This window comes from Campylobacter iguaniorum (genome assembly GCF_000736415.1).
In the GTDB taxonomy this organism is placed as follows: domain Bacteria; phylum Campylobacterota; class Campylobacteria; order Campylobacterales; family Campylobacteraceae; genus Campylobacter; species Campylobacter iguaniorum.
Genome location: NZ_CP009043.1, coordinates 1,169,397 through 1,185,239 on the forward strand (window position 1 = coordinate 1,169,397; position 15,843 = coordinate 1,185,239).

A 15,843-nucleotide genomic window follows, 5' to 3' on the forward strand; every position below is an offset into this window, starting at 1 on the left:
TCATGATCATACCTTTAGTTATTGTCACTTTTATTGTAAATATGCTTTTTGCAAGCACCGCAGAAGATAATAAAACAGATATCGCTTATACCTATATAGACAAATCCATAAACTTCCAGACTAGCTCTCTTTTTTCTAGTGGCTTTAAAGGCAAAGAACAGATGATAACCGATATCATGCTGTGTTTGTTTGGCTTGATTGCTTTTATCGCTCTAATGATTTTATTATCAAAAAAAATAAAAGCAATAAGAAATAAAAAAACCATAGTTATAGAAACCATCAAAAAACCACTTTATATGGCAAAAATCAACACAGATCCAACGCCGAGCAAGTTGGCACCAGCAGATATCACACATAGGATTTCGTTTTCGTTTAATGTCATTTATAAAAAATGTGCCAAAAATAACAACACTGTGATTTTTGACTTTGATCCATCTTTTCATAGGCATTTTTTAGCAGATCACAAGTCTACCACTTATCTTATACATTTTATTTTAGAATTTTGCATAAATTTAGTCAAAAACTCGACTATAGTGGTGAGCTTTGATCCTATAAATTTGCAAAAAGATATCCACACATACAATGTATCTATAAAAATCAACCAAAATATTATAGAAATTGAAAACAAAATAAAAGACGCCCTGCTCCAAAAAAGCAATTATTTGCACTACAAAAAGCTAGTTTTAGCAAGCAAAATCGCAAACAATCTTGGCACGCATATAAATTATTCAAATGGTTATGATGAGTTTCAGTTTGACTTCGATCTGAATTTAATACCACAAGATCAGTTTGTAGCAACTAAATTTATCCAAACACCAGATCCTACTAAAGCCGTAATAGCTAGCGACGACATGGATTCATACAATACACTTGTGAAACAACTTACATTTTTTGGCATAAAAGTAGAGCCAATCAATGAATGGGCAATAGTCAAAAAACACATAATAACAACTATTTTCAATCCAAATTTAGTATTCATACAAGCAAAAATTTTAGCAAGACTTCCACAAGCAGAATTAACTGAGTTAAAAGAAGCCAAAGAGAGAAAATCTCTATCTATTATAGTGATTTCAAACAATACAAACTATGATAAAATCATCAATTCATTGGATTTTGAAGTCTACAAACTAAAGCAACCTTATACTAGCGATTATCTACTTGCGATTTTAAATAAAACTCAAAAAAATGCAATCTCCAAGCTATGGGGGGGGTATGAGGTATATTAAGCGAGCTTAACTATCTTTGATACAAAAAACGCATCCATGGTCTCATCTGGGATAATTCTAACCCCAAATTCGCTTGATACGGCTTGTTTCAAGCCTAGATTTAATGGCTCTAATTTGAGCTCAAATTTAGAGTTTAAAGCGTTTTGGATTACCTCTTCGTTCTCTTCTTCATAAAATGTACAAGTGCTATAAACAACGCTTCCACCGACTTTTAAAGCAGTTAGTGCTGAGTTTAGAAGCTGTTTTTGAAGCTTTGCTATGGATTTTATCTCTTTATAGCTTTTTTCTTTGAAGCTCACCCCAAATTGCGAATAGCTCGAACACGGCGCATCAAGCAAAATCTTATCAAATCTGTTAGCGCAAGTATGCGACACGCTCCTAGCATCTTTGTTAAATGTCTTTGCCTTATTACAACCATATTTTTTTAGGTTCATTTTCAAGGTAAAAAATCTATCCTTGTTTGCCTCCATAACCGCTAAGTTTTTAGCCCCGCCCATTAGGTTTGCTAAGACTATGCTTTTACCGCCAGGACTAGCACACATATCTAAGGTAATATCACTTGGGAGTGGATTTAGCATCAGTGGCGAGAGATAACTGCTTGGATTTTGGATGTAAATTTTACCTTCATTAAAAAGCGATGAATGGCTCAAAATTTCTTTAAATTTAGGCTCACAAATATAAAAATTTGGCAAGTTAAATTGCTTAAATTCAACGCCTAAACTTTCTAACTCACTCTCCACACTTTTAGGCTCGCTCGCTAATAAATTTATAAAAAATCCAACAAATTTTGGCTCAAAAAAGCTATTCCAAACGCTATCAAATTTATCTTTTGGCACCAAAGTAGCCAAATCATCTCTAAAACTCATATCACAATCTTTAAATATCTTTTTAGTATTATCATAGCCGCAACGCTATCAAATCTGCCGTCTCTTGAATCGCTAAAAATCTCGCTAGCTTCACTACTGCTAAATGCCTCGTCTTGATAGATAATATCACCATCAAAGCCGATCAATCCTACAAAATGCTTTATCCTACGCTCCATTTCCTCTTCGCAGCTCCCGCCTTTTGGCAGTCCCACGACTAGGGTTTTTGCGCCTTTTTCTTTTAGCATTTTTAGAGTATCGCCTGCTGCTTGATTGCGGTTTTTTCTTAAAATCGGCTCACTTGGGACAACTAAAGTGCTGCTCAAAGCCACAGCCACGCCTATTCTTTTTAATCCTATATCGATACCAACTATCATCAAACAACCCTTACATAAATGCCATCAATGGCGATTTTGGACTCTAATTCGTATTCGTAAAGCTTGTCGCCAAATTTAGCATAGCATTCATCAAAGCTTGAATTTATTTTGATAAAACTCAAAATCTCATCATCTTCTTGATATAAACTTCCAAATTTAGCACTAAAAGCGTCAAAATCATCTATTAAATTTGCTTGATTTTTAGCTAGAAGCGAGTTTGTACCCCTGCTATCTTCAAGCCTTTGAGGCAAGACAAAGAGCGGGATTCCCATATCCAAAGCAAGCCTAGCACTAGCCATTGAGCCACTTTTGAAATCGGCTTGAGCGATTACTACAGCCTGGCTTAGAGCTACGACTATGCGATTTCTCTCCAAAAAGCTCCAAGAATGAGCCTTAAAATCTGGCTCATACTCACTTAGAGCAAGAGAATTTGAGTAAATTTGATTTATCATTTTTGCATTTTGAACTGGGTAAATTTCATCAAGTCCATTTCCAAAGATACCTATAGTAAGTGGAAAAGCTCCTTCATGAGCGTAGTTATCAACCCCGATAGCTCCGCCACTAAGTACGCAAACACCGTGTTTTCTAAGGCTTGAAGCAAGAGAGATAACCAAATTTTTTGTATATGGAGTGCATTTTCTAGCTCCAACAATGGCTACTTTTGGTAAATTTAAAAGCTCTAAATTGCCTTTATAATAGAGTTTTTGGACTGGTTTTTTGAGCCTGTCAAGCTCGCTTGGGAGTTTAGTTATAAAGTCCATAGATATCTTTCAAATACACAAGCTCTACATCTTTTAAAGCTCCATTTTTGGCTATTTTAAGTGCTTCAAAAGTGCTTTTATATGGATGACCTATAGCTATTGCTTTGCCATTTTTTTTCGCTTTTTTTACTGCGGTTTCTATCTGATTTAGAGCTGATTTGACATTTTGATCATTATCGATAAAAACATCTCTATAGACATATTTATATCCCATTTCCTTGCTAAGCATTCTTACTTTTGAGGCATTTGAAGTCAGACTATCGACAAAGAGCATACCGTGATTTGTGACGGATTCTAGAAGCATTTTAGTGGATTTATAGTTGCTTGTAAATTTACTTCCAGTGTGGTTATTTATATAGATAGCACCACTAAATTTTTTCTTGATAAATGCTATTCTATCATCTATTTTTTGAGCTGAATCGCCAACATTTAGAGTGTTTGGCTCATTTTTTTTAAAAAACATCGCTTCAAGCGGCAAATGAATCATGTAAAAATCAAATTTGTTAGCAATTTTAGGCGTATCAGGATGAGCGCTAGTCGGAGGAAAGAGCGATGGCGTAATCTTAAATCCAAGACTCAAAATCTCTCTTGCTTGATGCTCGTAAGCAATATCATCAATGATAATGGCAAGTTTTGGTTTGCTACTTGTAAAATGTGGCTTTTGCAAAACTGGTTGCACTGCCTTGTTTTTGCTAATTTTTGTGGTTTGATTTTGCTCTGTTTGGTTTGTATCTTTTTTTGTTTCACTAGATTTTATCGTATCAAAAACTGAATATTCAGTTCTGTTTTGCTCTGTTTTGTTTATATCTTTTTGGGTTAAATTTAGATCAAATTTAGGTATTATGAGTTTGGTTTGTTCTTTTGTTTGGTTTGTTTCACCCAAATTTACTTTTGGGGCTTGCTTTTTTTGGGAATCAAGGTATTTTTCTATTTTTTGTATTGTTTTTTGATCGTCTTTTTCTACTTGTTTTTGAGGTGAAGACGCTGATATAGCGTATATCATAGCTACTATGATAATCAAGCATGTCGCTATACCAAAATAAATTTTTAAAGCCCCTGCCTTTTTAGCAGGAGCCTTTTTCTTTCTCTTTGCCAATTAGTTTTTATCTTTATTAACTAATTTACCGTTGTTTATCCAAGGCATCATAGCGCGAAGTTTTTCGCCAGTTTGATTTAACAAGCTAGCATCACTGATTTTTCTCTCAGCGTTCATTTTTGTATATCCAGCTTTTCTTTCTAGGATAAAGTTTTTAGCAAATGTGCCGTTTTGGATCTCTTTTAAGATCTCTTTCATAGCCGCTTTGCTGCTTTCATTTACTACTCTTACGCCACTTACATAATCACCATATTCAGCAGTGTTTGAGATGGAGTATCTCATATCGCTCATTCCGCCTTGATAGATTAGATCTACTATTAATTTCATCTCATGTAAGCACTCGAAATACGCCATTTCAGGCTCATATCCAGCTTCAGTAAGTGTCTCAAATCCAGCATTGATAAGAGCGCAAAGTCCGCCACACAAAACAGCTTGCTCACCAAAAAGATCAGTCTCTGTTTCGTCTTTGAATGTTGTTTCGATGATACCAGTTCTACCGCCACCAATAGCACTTGCATAGCTTAGAGCGATATCTTTTGCTTTGCCGCTTGCATCTTGAGCTACAGCGATAAGATCAGGTATGCCTCCACCTTTGACAAACTCACCTCTTACAGTGTGTCCTGGAGCTTTTGGAGCTATCATGATACAATCTACGCCTTTTGGAGGTGTGATTTGACCATAGTGGATATTAAAACCATGTCCGAAAGCTATGGCATTACCTTCGCTTAAATTTGGCTCGATTTCAGCTTTAAAAATATCAGCTTGAAGCTCGTCTGGAGTAAGTATCATGATGACATCAGCGTATTTTGTAGCATCCCCTACGCTCATTACTTTAAATCCTTTTGCCTCAGCTTTTGCCCAGCTTTTGCCTTTTGGATTTAGCCCTACAACAACCTCAACACCACTATCTCTTAGATTTTCAGCGTGAGCATGACCTTGAGAACCAAAACCAATCATCGCAACCTTTTTTGATTTGATCAAACTTAAATCACAGTCCTTGTCGTAATAAACAGTTATTGCCATAACCTTTCCTTTGTTTAAAATTTATCGTGAAATTATACTACTATAGAAATTTAAAATCACTGAAATTAAAAAAATATCTAAATTTAAGAGTTATAAAAAGCACATTATTGTAAAATTACACAAAATTACCAAGAGAGGTTACAATGAATCAAGCAATATATAAAAGTATAAAAACGCTACCCCCGCTTGATGATACTATCATAAAAATACAACAAATTTGTTCAGATCCAAACGGTCAAATGTCTGATTTAGTAAATATCATACAAAAAGATCCAATGCTAACAGCAAACATACTTCGCTCAGCAAATAGCCCACTTTATGGCTTCAGCAGAGAGATAACTGACGTAAATAGAGCAGTTATGCTCTTTGGCATAGCTACAATACGCGGTTTTGCACTTAGTGGAGCTATCAAAAAGACATTTTCTATGGATTTAAAGCCTTATGGCATCACAAATGAAGAATTTATGCAAATCGCTTCTATGCAAAATGCTTTGATTTTTAACTGGTATAGTAAAGTTGATAGGGATCTGCTTAAGATTTTGGCTCCAGCTAGCTTCATGATGGAAGTTGGAAAAATAATAATCGCAAAAGAGCTTATCGAAAATGATAAAACTCCATTTTTTCAAGATAAACTAAAGCACATAAACACTCCAGCTGATCTATCTGACCTAGAAGTAGATATGGTCGGTATATCAAATGAAGATGTTACTGCCAAGATATTTGAGCAATGGAATCTTGAAACTGAGATGATAGATGCGATTTTTTATTCAAACAATCCAGATGACGCACCAGACCACATAAAACCATGTGCCATCGCGCTTAAAATAGTAAAAAATGCTATAAATACATTTGGTAAGCTAACAGATGAAAACTTGCAAAATACACTAGCCTTACTTGATACTTATGGATTTGAGCAAGCAGCATTTATAGAAGCTGTTAAAAAAGTAAAAGGGTGAAAGAATTTTTAAACTCTCTACTAACTGGCGTAGATGATAAATTTATAAAAGTTGATGAACGCGAAATACTTCGCGTTTTAGAAACTATAAAAGCTGTAAGCAAACACAAAAACAAATACTATCTAAACGATGGCTATATCTGCGGAAAACTTGATATAAGTAGTGGCGGAACTGGCTTTTTGATGCCTTATGATAGGCGTTTTAAACAAGATATAATCATCGAAAACAAAAACATAAACGGAGCCCACTTTGGCGATATAATCCTTGCAAAACTCACAAACTCCAAAAAAGCAAGGCTCCACGCTACTGTTATAGCAGTTTTAGTTATGGCAAACGAAACTAGCGTTGTTTATACCAAAAAATTTGGCATGGCTATAATGGGCGTAAATATCACAAACGGCTTATCGATACCTTTAAAAGCAAGTCAAAAATCGCTCAAAACCTTGCCTCTTGGAACTGTTTTAAAAATAAATAATCTCGATAACGACATAACAGAAGTCTTAGGCACACTAGACGACCCACAAGTCGATGAAAAAATCTCTCTAGCTATTTATAATAAAAAAGATAAATTTACCAAAACCTGCGAAAATGAAGCCAGTAGTTTTGGCGATAGCGTCGATAAAAGTATGTATAAAGAACGTGTGGATTTAACTCATCTGCCATTTTGCACCATTGATCCAATAGATGCAAAAGACTTTGACGACGCTATTTATTTTGATAAAGAAAATAGAGTTATTTACGTAGCCATCGCTGATGTGAGCGAATACGTTGCGGCATACAGCGCGCTTGATAAAGAGGCTAAATTTAGGGGATTTTCTATATATTTTCCGCACAAATCAGTCCCGATGCTCCCACGCTCTTTAAGTGAAAATATCTGCTCACTCAATCCAGATTGCGACCGCCTAGCATTTGTGTTTAAAATCAGCCTTGATAGTGAGCTAAACGCGGTAAATGAGGAGCTTTTTGAAGCTGTTATCCACTCCAAAAAACGCTTTAGCTATGACGAAGTTGATGAGATTTTAGCTCTCAAAAAACAAACAGACAAAGAGATCCAAAGCTGGATTTTGCCACTTTTTGAAATCACTAAAAAGCTTAAAATAAATAGGCTAAAAAACGGCTTTGATTTTCGCAGTAAAGAGCTTAGAATGACTATCGATGAAGGCGGTCATATCTTAGCTACAAGGTTTGAAAACGAAACCCCATCACACGCTCTTATAGAAGACTGCATGCTCTTAGCCAATAAAGCAGCCGCAAAACGCATAAATAGGGGCGTTTTTAGAAACCACGCACCAGCCGATCTCAAAAAGATAAATTTGCTTCTTGATGATCTAGCATTGCTTGGTATTGAGATGGTTTATGAAAGCGATTTAGTAAGCTTAATAGCTAAAATTCAGCAAAAAGCTGATGAGATTGGCATCAGAGAAGATGTCGATAAACTCATAATCAAAGCCCAAAAACGCGCTGAATACTCCAGCTCGCCAAACGGACACTTTGGACTTGGATTTGATCTATATACGCATTTTACCAGCCCTATTCGCCGTTATTCGGACTTGATATTACATAGACTTTTAAAGGCAAATTTAGCAAACAACAAAAAATTATTTGACTATCTTCTTTTAGACATAGAAAATACCTGCACCAAACTAAATGAGCTAGAGCGTGAAGCAGACAGGGTCGCATGGGATTTTATGGACCGTAAATTTGCACGCTGGGCTATGCAAAATATAGACAAAACATTCCAGTGCTACATCAGCGAAACTGGTAACCAAACAGTAGCCAAGCTTGACGACGAGCTAAAAGGCGCTAGAATATTTTTAGAAAACTACAACTGTCCACTTCTGACAAAAGTCATAGTCAAGATAAAAGACGTCGATCTAGGATCCGCAAAAATCATTGGAAAAGTCATAGAAAAACTAGATGTATAAAAAAGAGCTTCAAAATTTACTAAACTTGACAACATTTCCAAATTTATTTTTATTATTTGGGAATGATTCATACCAAATAGAAGTATTTACAAAAGAAGTTTTGGCTAAATTTAGTGATGAAAATTTGCTTAGCTTATATTTTGATGAGTATGATTTTAATGTGGCAAAATCACATTTAAGCGAATCTTCACTTTTTGCAAATACAAATTTACTCCACGTAAAAAGTGACAAAAAAATACCAGCTAAAGAGCTAAAAATACTAATTGAATTATGCAAAAAAAGCAAAGATAATATATTCATTTTTGAGCTTCACGAAGGCGATACAAAGCTACTTTTTGATACGCAAAAAGCTTTCGAGCAAAATTTCGCTAGATTTTTTGCCCCTTCAACACTAGGAGAGGCTGTTAATCTCCTATCATACCATGCCTCAAAGCTTGGTCTTAGCATATCTGATGAGGCTTTGTATCAGATTTATTCCTTGCAAAATGAAAGCTTATATCTAGCCAGCAGCGAACTAAATAAGATAGCAAATTTAACCAAAAATGTAGATAATAGCATGATTTCAAAGCTGGTTTTTAGTCTAAATGGAGTTAGTTTTGAGACATTTTTTAACAAAATAATATCGGTTCAAAATATCAAAGATGATTTTTTTAGCTACTCAAATGATTCAAATTTCAGTGAAATAATGCTTGTAAATTCGCTCTACAAAGCCTTTTTGCGACTATTCAAAATCCAAACATACGTTAAAATTTATGGTAAATTTGACATTAAAGAAGCCATAGGTTACACGCCACCACCAAACATAGCAAATACATTAAAAAATCAAGCTTTAAGCATGCCAATAGAGCTTTACAAAGATATTTTTATTAAATTAAATTTAATAGAGTATGATTTAAAGACTAAAAAAGATCTTGAAAAAGAGAGTTTTTTACTCTCTTGCTTACTCTCCATACAAAACCTCATCAGCAAAAACAGAAAAGCTTAAGCAAATTTTTGGTATTATATTAAATTGCTTTTTAGCAAAAATCCTTGCTCTTACAAAATAGAGCTAAATATCCATAAGGAGAACAAATGAAACATTACGAGCTTTTATTCATCTTAAAGCCGACATTGACTGAAGATGAAGCTAAAGTTAAAGTTGACTTCATTAAAGAAGTTATCACAAAAAATGGTGGCGAAATCGCTAGCGTTGTAGAGATGGGAACTCGCAAACTTGCTTATAAAATAGACAAGTACGAAAGAGGAACTTACGTAGTTATATACTTCACAGCTCCAACTCAACTAATCGCTGAGCTAGTAAGAAACATCAGAATAACTGAAGATGTCATTAGATTTTTAACTGTAAAATATGAGAACAAAAGAGAGATTGCTGCTTGGGATAAATTAAGCAAAGGTCTAAAACTAGTTCCAGCTAAAAAAGAGTTGAGAACTCCAGAAAAACCAGCTGACGCTGAATAATTAAAGGGTTTAATATGTTTAATAAAGTCGTTTTAGTAGGAAATCTAACAAGAGATATCGAACTTAGATACGCCCAAAGTGGCTCGGCCATAGGAAATACAGCTATAGCAGTTACTCGTAAATTTAGTGGTGCAAATGGCGAAAAAAGAGAAGAAACGTGCTTTATTGACATTACTTTTTTTGGCAGACAAGCTGAAATAGCAAACCAATACCTAAGCAAAGGCAGCAAAGTCTTAGTAGAAGGTAGATTAAAGCTAGATCAGTGGCAAGACCAAAGCGGAAATGCGCGTTCCAAACATAGCATAACTGTAGAAAATATGGAGATGTTGGGCGCTCAAGGCGGATCTCAATCTCAAGGCACACAAAATAATTACCAAAATAGTTCATACCAAAATGGCGGATACAACAACCAATACTCTAATGAAAATAGCCAACAAAGCTACAATAGAGTAGAGCCATCATACGCTCAAAAACAACAACCAAAAGCTATGAACGAACAGCCTGAGGAAAAAATCCCAGAAATAGATGTCGATAAATACGACAATGAAGAAACTATTCCATTTTAAAGGATAAATTATGGCAGAAAAAAGAAAATATAGTAAAAAATATTGCAGATATACTGAAGCTAAAGTTGAATTTATAGATTACAAAGATACAACACTTTTAAAGTATTGTCTATCTGAAAGATTCAAAATCATGCCAAGACGTCTTACTGGCACAAGCAAAAAATACCAAGAAATGGTAGAAAAAGCTATAAAAAGAGCTAGACACGTTGCACTTATACCATACATAGTAGATCGTGACAGCGTAGTTACTAACCCATTTGAGGGTCTATAATAACTCAAGTTTGGTCTAATATTAGACCAAACTTACCTATTTAAACCAACTTTTTATCTTATCAAATATCCCATCACCGTCTGAACTTTCACCACTTTTTATACCAAAACTATTTTGTAATTTTTCTAAAAGCTCTTTTTGTTCATCTGTCAGTTTTTTAGGAGTATTTATAGAAATTTGAGCTATAAGTCTACCATTTTTCTTAGTTCTTGTATTCTTTATACCCTCATTTTCAAAGACAAACTGCTCTTTATCTTTTGCGCCAATTCCAAGTTTTAGCTCAGTGTCGCCACGCAAAGTAGGTATCTTGATACTCTCTCCAAGCATAGCTTGAGTGAAGAAAACAGGAATCTCTATATAGACATCATCACCATGTCTTACAAAGTTTTCATCTTCTTTTACGCTAATTCTAACATATAAATCGCCAGCATCTTTTGTGCCGACATTTCCTTTGCCAGCAACCCTAATACGCATATCATCATCGACGCCCTCTGGAATATTTATCGTGATATTTGCTTCTATTTCATTATATCCGTTGCCATAGCAGTCTTTGCACTTTTCTTTGATCTGTTCGCCAGTCCCAGAGCAATACGGACAAGCTTGAACAAAACTCATAAAGCCTTGTCTTTGACTTATCTTGCCCCTACCACCGCAATGTGAGCAAGTAGCTTTTTTGCCATCTTTTGCGCCAGTTGCATTACATGTTTTGCAAGGTGTTTTGTATTTGTATTTTATCTCTTTTTCGCAGCCAAAAACAGCCTCATAAAACTCAAGTCTAATTCCAACTTCCAAATCCAAATTATATTTATCGCTTCTTTTGGATTTTGTTCCGTTAAAACCGCCGCCAAAAAATGAGCTAAAGATATCTCCAAGATCAAAATCGGCCTCAAAGCCACCAAATCCACCAGATGAATTTAGCCCATCTTTACCGTATCTATCGTATATTCCACGTTTTTCTTCATTGCTTAAAACTTCATAGGCTTCATTTATTTTTTTAAATTTTTCTTCAGCTTCTTTATCGCCCTGATTTCTATCTGGATGGTATTTTAGAGCTAATTTTCTATAAGCTTTTTTTATAGTATCTCCATCTGCGTCTCTTGAAATCTCTAAAATTTCATAGTAATCAAACTCCAAATTGCTTCCTTATATCGTAAATTTTTAATCTGATATTTTATCCAAACAATACTAAATTTATTCATAAATTTATTTTCATGATTGTATTAATTTTATGGCAAATTTATAATTTATTTACCAAATTTAGATTTAGTTTTTACTTATTTTTGGATATAATAGTAAATAAAATATATAAGGAGTCAAAATGATAAATGTTTTAATGATTGAAGACGATCCAGAATTTGCACAAATTTTATCTGAGTATTTGCTGAAATTTAATATCAAAGTCACAAACTATGAAGATCCATATCTTGGACTAAGTGCAGGCATTAAAAACTATGATTTGCTAGTGCTAGATTTAACTCTGCCTGGTATGGACGGGCTTGAAGTCTGTAAAGAAATCAGGGAAAAATATGATATTCCTATCATTATAAGCTCAGCTAGAAGCGATGTAAATGACCGCGTTGTTGGTCTTCAAATAGGCGCTGATGATTACTTGCCAAAACCTTATGATCCAAAAGAGATGCACGCTAGAATCATAAGCCTAATCAGACGTTACAAAAAAACAAACGAAATACAAGAAGTAGCAACAGATACGTCATTTAAAGTCGATGAAAAAAGACATGAGATATCTTACGCTGGAAATATTCTAACTCTAACACCAGCAGAGTATGAAATACTTGAATATCTCATAAAACAACATAGCTTTTCAGTATCACGTGAGCAACTAGTCTATCACTGTAAAAGCCTAAAAGACAAAGACTCTAAAAGTTTAGATGTAATCATTGGACGACTAAGAACTAAAATAGGCGATAGCTCAAAATCTCCTAAGCATATATTTTCAGTTCGCGGAATAGGATATAAACTAATAGGATGAGATACTCTCTAAGCACCAAAATTACCGTAATATTTGCTATTGGATTTACTGTTATTTGCGTCTTGTTTTTTATGTTTGCAAAGTTGCAACATGACAATATGCTAGACAAAATCAAAGAAAATCAGTATAACTCCATAAACTGGCTACTTTCTTTATATAAAAAGTCAAATATGCCAGAAAACTGGGAGCAGTACTTCAAAAATTTCAATCTAGCGTATGTCAAAAATCCAAAAATGGAAGAGCAAATTTTAAATGATGGTGATTTAATGGAGAGAGTAGACACTCCAATTGGCATGGTTGAAACCATATTTTATGATGGAAATCTATTTTTACGTATCAAAAATCAAAGCGTGACCATAATCCTTGAAAATACTTTAAAAGGGGCAAATGACTCTCTTTTAATCGGATTTTTGATAACTATTGCCTTGTTTGTGTCGCTTTATATATCTATTTTTAGAAGCTTAGTACCACTTAAAAAACTAAGAGATGACATAAGGAAATTTGCCGCAGGAAATATGGATAGCGTTTGCCACGTAAATATCGCAAAAGGCGAAGATGAGATAGCAGAAGTTGCTTATGAGTTTAATAATGCAGCTTGCAAGATCAAAGAGCTTATTATGTCTAGGCAACTATTTTTAAGAACTATTATGCATGAGCTAAAAACTCCTATCGGAAAAGGTAGAATAGTCAGCGAAATGTGCGAAGATGAAACTCAAAAAAACAGACTTATAGCTATTTTTGAGAGATTAAATATCCTTATAAATGAGTTTGCAAAAGTAGAACAACTACTAAGCAAAAGCTATGCATTACAGTATGAAAACTACCATTTTAGCTTGATTCTTGATCAGACTAAAGATATACTTTTACTAGATGATTTCGATGATAAAATCAGCGTGGATATACAAGCAGATCCGATGCTTAGAGTTGATTTCCAACTATTTTCGCTAGCGTTAAAAAATCTAATTGATAATGCACTGAAATATTCAGACAACAAAAAAGCTATCATAGTTTGCGATGAGGAGCATATTTGCATCAAAAATAGTGGTAAACCTCTTGAAAAACCAATCGAACACTACAAACAAGCATTCATCAGAGACAATAGCTCAAAAACCGCTGGAATGGGGCTTGGGCTATATATCATAGAACATATCTGTGCTATGCATAAATTTGGATTTACTTACAAATACATAGATGGATATCATACTTTTTGTATCAAATTTAAAAAATCAAAATAATGCAAACAACAAAAATAGAAAAATTTGACGCATTGGTATCGTGCTTCGAAAAAATACCAGGAGTTGGTAAAAAATCAGCCTTGAAATATGCATATAGTGTTTCTTTAGGAGATTCATTTTTAGGGCTAAATTTAGCTCATAGCATAGAAGATGCCATTAGATTTTTAAAGCATTGCTCAAGATGTGGAGGCATAAGTGAGAATGAAATTTGTGATATATGCAGCGACAATGCTAGAGATAAAAATACGCTTTGCATAGTTGAAAGTCCAAAAGATATCTTGACTATTGAGCAATCAAATTCATTCAATGGAGTCTACTTTGTTTTTAACAATGCTGATAGATTAGAAATATTACAAAAAAACATAATAGATAATGATATAAAAGAGATAATATTTGCACTAACCCCAAGTATAAATAGCGATGGACTGATGCTTTACATAGAAGATAGACTAAAAAATTTGGATCTAAATTTCACAAAAATAGCTCAAGGCATACCAACTGGAGTAAGCCTTGAAAATATCGATATGCTCTCGCTCACAAAAGCTATAAAAGATAGGCGAACTATCTAAAGAGTAAATGCCTCTTTCATATACCCTTTTATCACATCCAAATCAAAGCTATTGTCGTAAAATAGATTAAACGCTAACACAGCTTGAAAAAGCAGCATATCAGCCCCATCTTTTACTTGGAGATTTTTTTGCTTGGCTAAATTTAAAAATGGTGTTTGCCTGCCATAGATAACATCAAATGCAAATTTAGAGTTTGAAAACACACTATTAAGAGTGGTTTCTTGCATAGGCAATTCATTATTTACTAGACCAGCTGGAGTGGTATTTACCACAAGATCGTAAGATTTTGGCTCATACTCATCAAAGCTAAAAAAGTTATAGTCCTTAAACTCATCTGCTCTATTTTGGCTTCTATTTACCACATCTACATCTATTCCATTTGATTGCAAAATATAGCTGATGGCTTTAGACGTGCCACCAGCTCCTATGACAAGGGCATTTTGTACTTTACCAAAATCACTTATAGCCATCATAAATCCGGGTGCATCAGTGTTGAAGCCATAAAGCTTATTTTCTTTTTTTACTATTGTATTTACAGAGCCGATTTTTTTGGCATTTTGATCAAGCTCATCGCATTTAGCAAATGCAACTTCTTTAAATGGTATGGTTATGTTTGCCCCTTTTAAACTAAGTTTATTAAAAACATTAGTTAGCTGGGAGCTATCTTGTAAACAAACTCTACCATAAAAATCATCTAGCCCAAGACCACAAATAGCTAAATTATGCAGTCTTGGAGATATTGAGTGCGCTATTGGATTACCAAATACAGCGTAACAGTTCACTATTTTACCCTATAAACGAATGCTTTATCAGAGATATCTTTTTTTATCTTTTCCATATTTACAGTAAGCTCATTAGCATTAAATGGTCCTACTAGTACTTTAACAACTTTGTTGCCATTTACGCTAGTTTCATAAATATGGTATGCATATCCTTGCTCTTTGATCTTTTTAATCAAAGTTGCATTTGGGTTAAATTTAGACAAAGAAGCAAGCTGAATATAGCTACCTTTGCTTAAATTTGAAGTTGCTTGAGCTTGTTTTTTTGGCTCAGCTTTAGGTTGCTCTTTTTTTACCACTTTTGGAGTGACACTTTTTTGAGCTGGCTCAGCTTTAGGTTGCTCTTTTGGCGCAACGATAGGAGTGCTTGGCTCGGTTGTCACGCTTTGATTAGCGTCCATTGCTTGATTGTTTTTATAGTCATTTACTATATTTTCAAAACTATCTTTCCCAGCTGTATCTGGTATAATAGGAACTTGCTCAAAAATTTCATTATTTGGAGTATTTGTTTCTACTTTCAGTTCTGGTTCTGCTGGAAGTACTAAGCCATCATTCATATTTTCATTGGTGGCAGTATTTTCTTTAGAGTCACCATTTACTAACTTCATGATTATTAGTATAACAACAAATAAAACTACAAGCCCAGCCACGCCAACAAGTATTTTTCTAGTTTTTCCAGACTTTTCATCATCACTTTTATCTAGCAATATATCTTGTAAATTATTATTTTCTTCCATTTTCTTCTCCA

At 34.3% G+C, this 15,843-nt stretch carries 18 protein-coding genes; 10 read left to right on the top strand and 8 right to left on the bottom strand.

Annotated features, from left to right (window positions below):
• Positions 1-2 precede the first annotated feature (2 nt).
• The gene (locus tag CIG1485E_RS05845) at positions 3-1,226 is read left to right on the top strand and encodes a hypothetical protein (RefSeq protein WP_038454580.1); all 1,224 of its coding nucleotides are present in this window, start codon (positions 3-5) and stop codon (positions 1,224-1,226) included.
• Here CIG1485E_RS05845 and CIG1485E_RS05850 read toward each other — a convergent pair.
• Genes CIG1485E_RS05850 through ilvC form a run of 5 tightly spaced genes read right to left on the bottom strand, consistent with a single transcriptional unit; the run spans position 1,223 to position 5,346 of the window.
• Positions 1,223-2,092 carry an SAM-dependent methyltransferase gene (locus tag CIG1485E_RS05850; protein ID WP_038454581.1) on the bottom strand — a complete coding sequence of 290 codons (870 nt, stop codon included), beginning with the start codon at positions 2,090-2,092 and terminating at the stop codon, positions 1,223-1,225. The two genes, CIG1485E_RS05845 and CIG1485E_RS05850, sit on opposite strands and share 4 nt — an antisense overlap.
• Positions 2,089-2,466, bottom strand: a complete 378-nt coding sequence (gene ruvX, locus CIG1485E_RS05855; protein WP_038454582.1) for a Holliday junction resolvase RuvX — start codon at positions 2,464-2,466, stop codon at positions 2,089-2,091. Before ruvX ends, CIG1485E_RS05850 begins: the two co-directional genes overlap by 4 nt.
• The gene (locus tag CIG1485E_RS05860; protein ID WP_038454583.1) at positions 2,466-3,227 is read right to left on the bottom strand and encodes a DNA-processing protein DprA; all 762 of its coding nucleotides are present in this window, start codon (positions 3,225-3,227) and stop codon (positions 2,466-2,468) included. Before CIG1485E_RS05860 ends, ruvX begins: the two co-directional genes overlap by 1 nt.
• A complete protein-coding gene (locus CIG1485E_RS05865; RefSeq protein ID WP_051870942.1) occupies positions 3,211-4,323 on the bottom strand; it encodes a divergent polysaccharide deacetylase family protein in 1,113 nt (370 codons plus the stop codon). Before CIG1485E_RS05865 ends, CIG1485E_RS05860 begins: the two co-directional genes overlap by 17 nt.
• Positions 4,324-5,346, bottom strand: coding sequence for a ketol-acid reductoisomerase (gene ilvC, locus CIG1485E_RS05870; protein WP_038454584.1), 1,023 nt, complete (start codon positions 5,344-5,346; stop codon positions 4,324-4,326).
• A gap of 143 nt (positions 5,347-5,489) precedes the next feature.
• On the opposite strand from ilvC, the gene CIG1485E_RS05875 reads away from it, so the two are divergent.
• From CIG1485E_RS05875 to rpsR, 6 genes are all read left to right on the top strand, one after another.
• Positions 5,490-6,302: an HDOD domain-containing protein gene (locus tag CIG1485E_RS05875; protein WP_038454585.1), complete on the top strand. Its 813-nt coding sequence runs from the start codon at positions 5,490-5,492 to the stop codon at positions 6,300-6,302.
• Positions 6,299-8,227, top strand: coding sequence for an RNB domain-containing ribonuclease (locus CIG1485E_RS05880; RefSeq protein ID WP_038454586.1), 1,929 nt, complete (start codon positions 6,299-6,301; stop codon positions 8,225-8,227). The genes CIG1485E_RS05875 and CIG1485E_RS05880 overlap by 4 nt, the downstream gene beginning before the upstream one ends.
• The gene (locus CIG1485E_RS05885; protein ID WP_038454587.1) at positions 8,220-9,212 is read left to right on the top strand and encodes a DNA polymerase III subunit delta; all 993 of its coding nucleotides are present in this window, start codon (positions 8,220-8,222) and stop codon (positions 9,210-9,212) included. The genes CIG1485E_RS05880 and CIG1485E_RS05885 overlap by 8 nt, the downstream gene beginning before the upstream one ends.
• Before the next feature lie 86 nt (positions 9,213-9,298).
• A complete protein-coding gene (rpsF, locus tag CIG1485E_RS05890) occupies positions 9,299-9,685 on the top strand; it encodes a 30S ribosomal protein S6 (protein WP_038454588.1) in 387 nt (128 codons plus the stop codon).
• Positions 9,686-9,699: 14 nt separating this feature from the next.
• Positions 9,700-10,251 (top strand): single-stranded DNA-binding protein, encoded by a 552-nt coding sequence (locus CIG1485E_RS05895; protein WP_038454589.1) that lies wholly within the window; start codon positions 9,700-9,702, stop codon positions 10,249-10,251.
• Between the two features lie 10 nt (positions 10,252-10,261).
• On the top strand, positions 10,262-10,522 hold the full coding sequence (gene rpsR / locus CIG1485E_RS05900) for a 30S ribosomal protein S18 (RefSeq protein WP_038454590.1): 261 nt from the start codon (positions 10,262-10,264) through the stop codon (positions 10,520-10,522).
• Between the two features lie 36 nt (positions 10,523-10,558).
• Here rpsR and dnaJ read toward each other — a convergent pair whose 3' ends face one another.
• Complete coding sequence (gene dnaJ, locus CIG1485E_RS05905; RefSeq protein ID WP_038454591.1) at positions 10,559-11,656, bottom strand: molecular chaperone DnaJ; 1,098 nt, start codon at positions 11,654-11,656, stop codon at positions 10,559-10,561.
• Between the two features lie 184 nt (positions 11,657-11,840).
• Here dnaJ and CIG1485E_RS05910 point away from each other — a divergent pair, with 184 nt between their 5' ends.
• The 3 genes from CIG1485E_RS05910 to recR are packed head-to-tail and all read left to right on the top strand — an operon-like array spanning position 11,841 to position 14,316.
• Positions 11,841-12,512, top strand: coding sequence for a response regulator transcription factor (locus tag CIG1485E_RS05910; protein WP_038454592.1), 672 nt, complete (start codon positions 11,841-11,843; stop codon positions 12,510-12,512).
• On the top strand, positions 12,509-13,747 hold the full coding sequence (locus CIG1485E_RS05915; RefSeq protein WP_038454593.1) for an ArsS family sensor histidine kinase: 1,239 nt from the start codon (positions 12,509-12,511) through the stop codon (positions 13,745-13,747). Before CIG1485E_RS05910 ends, CIG1485E_RS05915 begins: the two co-directional genes overlap by 4 nt.
• Entirely contained in the window at positions 13,747-14,316 is a 570-nt protein-coding gene (gene recR, locus CIG1485E_RS05920) for a recombination mediator RecR (protein WP_038454595.1), read from the top strand. The genes CIG1485E_RS05915 and recR overlap by 1 nt, the downstream gene beginning before the upstream one ends.
• Here recR and CIG1485E_RS05925 read toward each other — a convergent pair.
• The gene (locus CIG1485E_RS05925) at positions 14,313-15,098 is read right to left on the bottom strand and encodes a shikimate dehydrogenase (protein ID WP_144242179.1); all 786 of its coding nucleotides are present in this window, start codon (positions 15,096-15,098) and stop codon (positions 14,313-14,315) included. The two genes, recR and CIG1485E_RS05925, sit on opposite strands and share 4 nt — an antisense overlap.
• Positions 15,098-15,832: an SPOR domain-containing protein gene (locus CIG1485E_RS05930; protein ID WP_038454597.1), complete on the bottom strand. Its 735-nt coding sequence runs from the start codon at positions 15,830-15,832 to the stop codon at positions 15,098-15,100. The genes CIG1485E_RS05925 and CIG1485E_RS05930 overlap by 1 nt, the downstream gene beginning before the upstream one ends.
• Positions 15,833-15,843 lie beyond the last annotated feature (11 nt).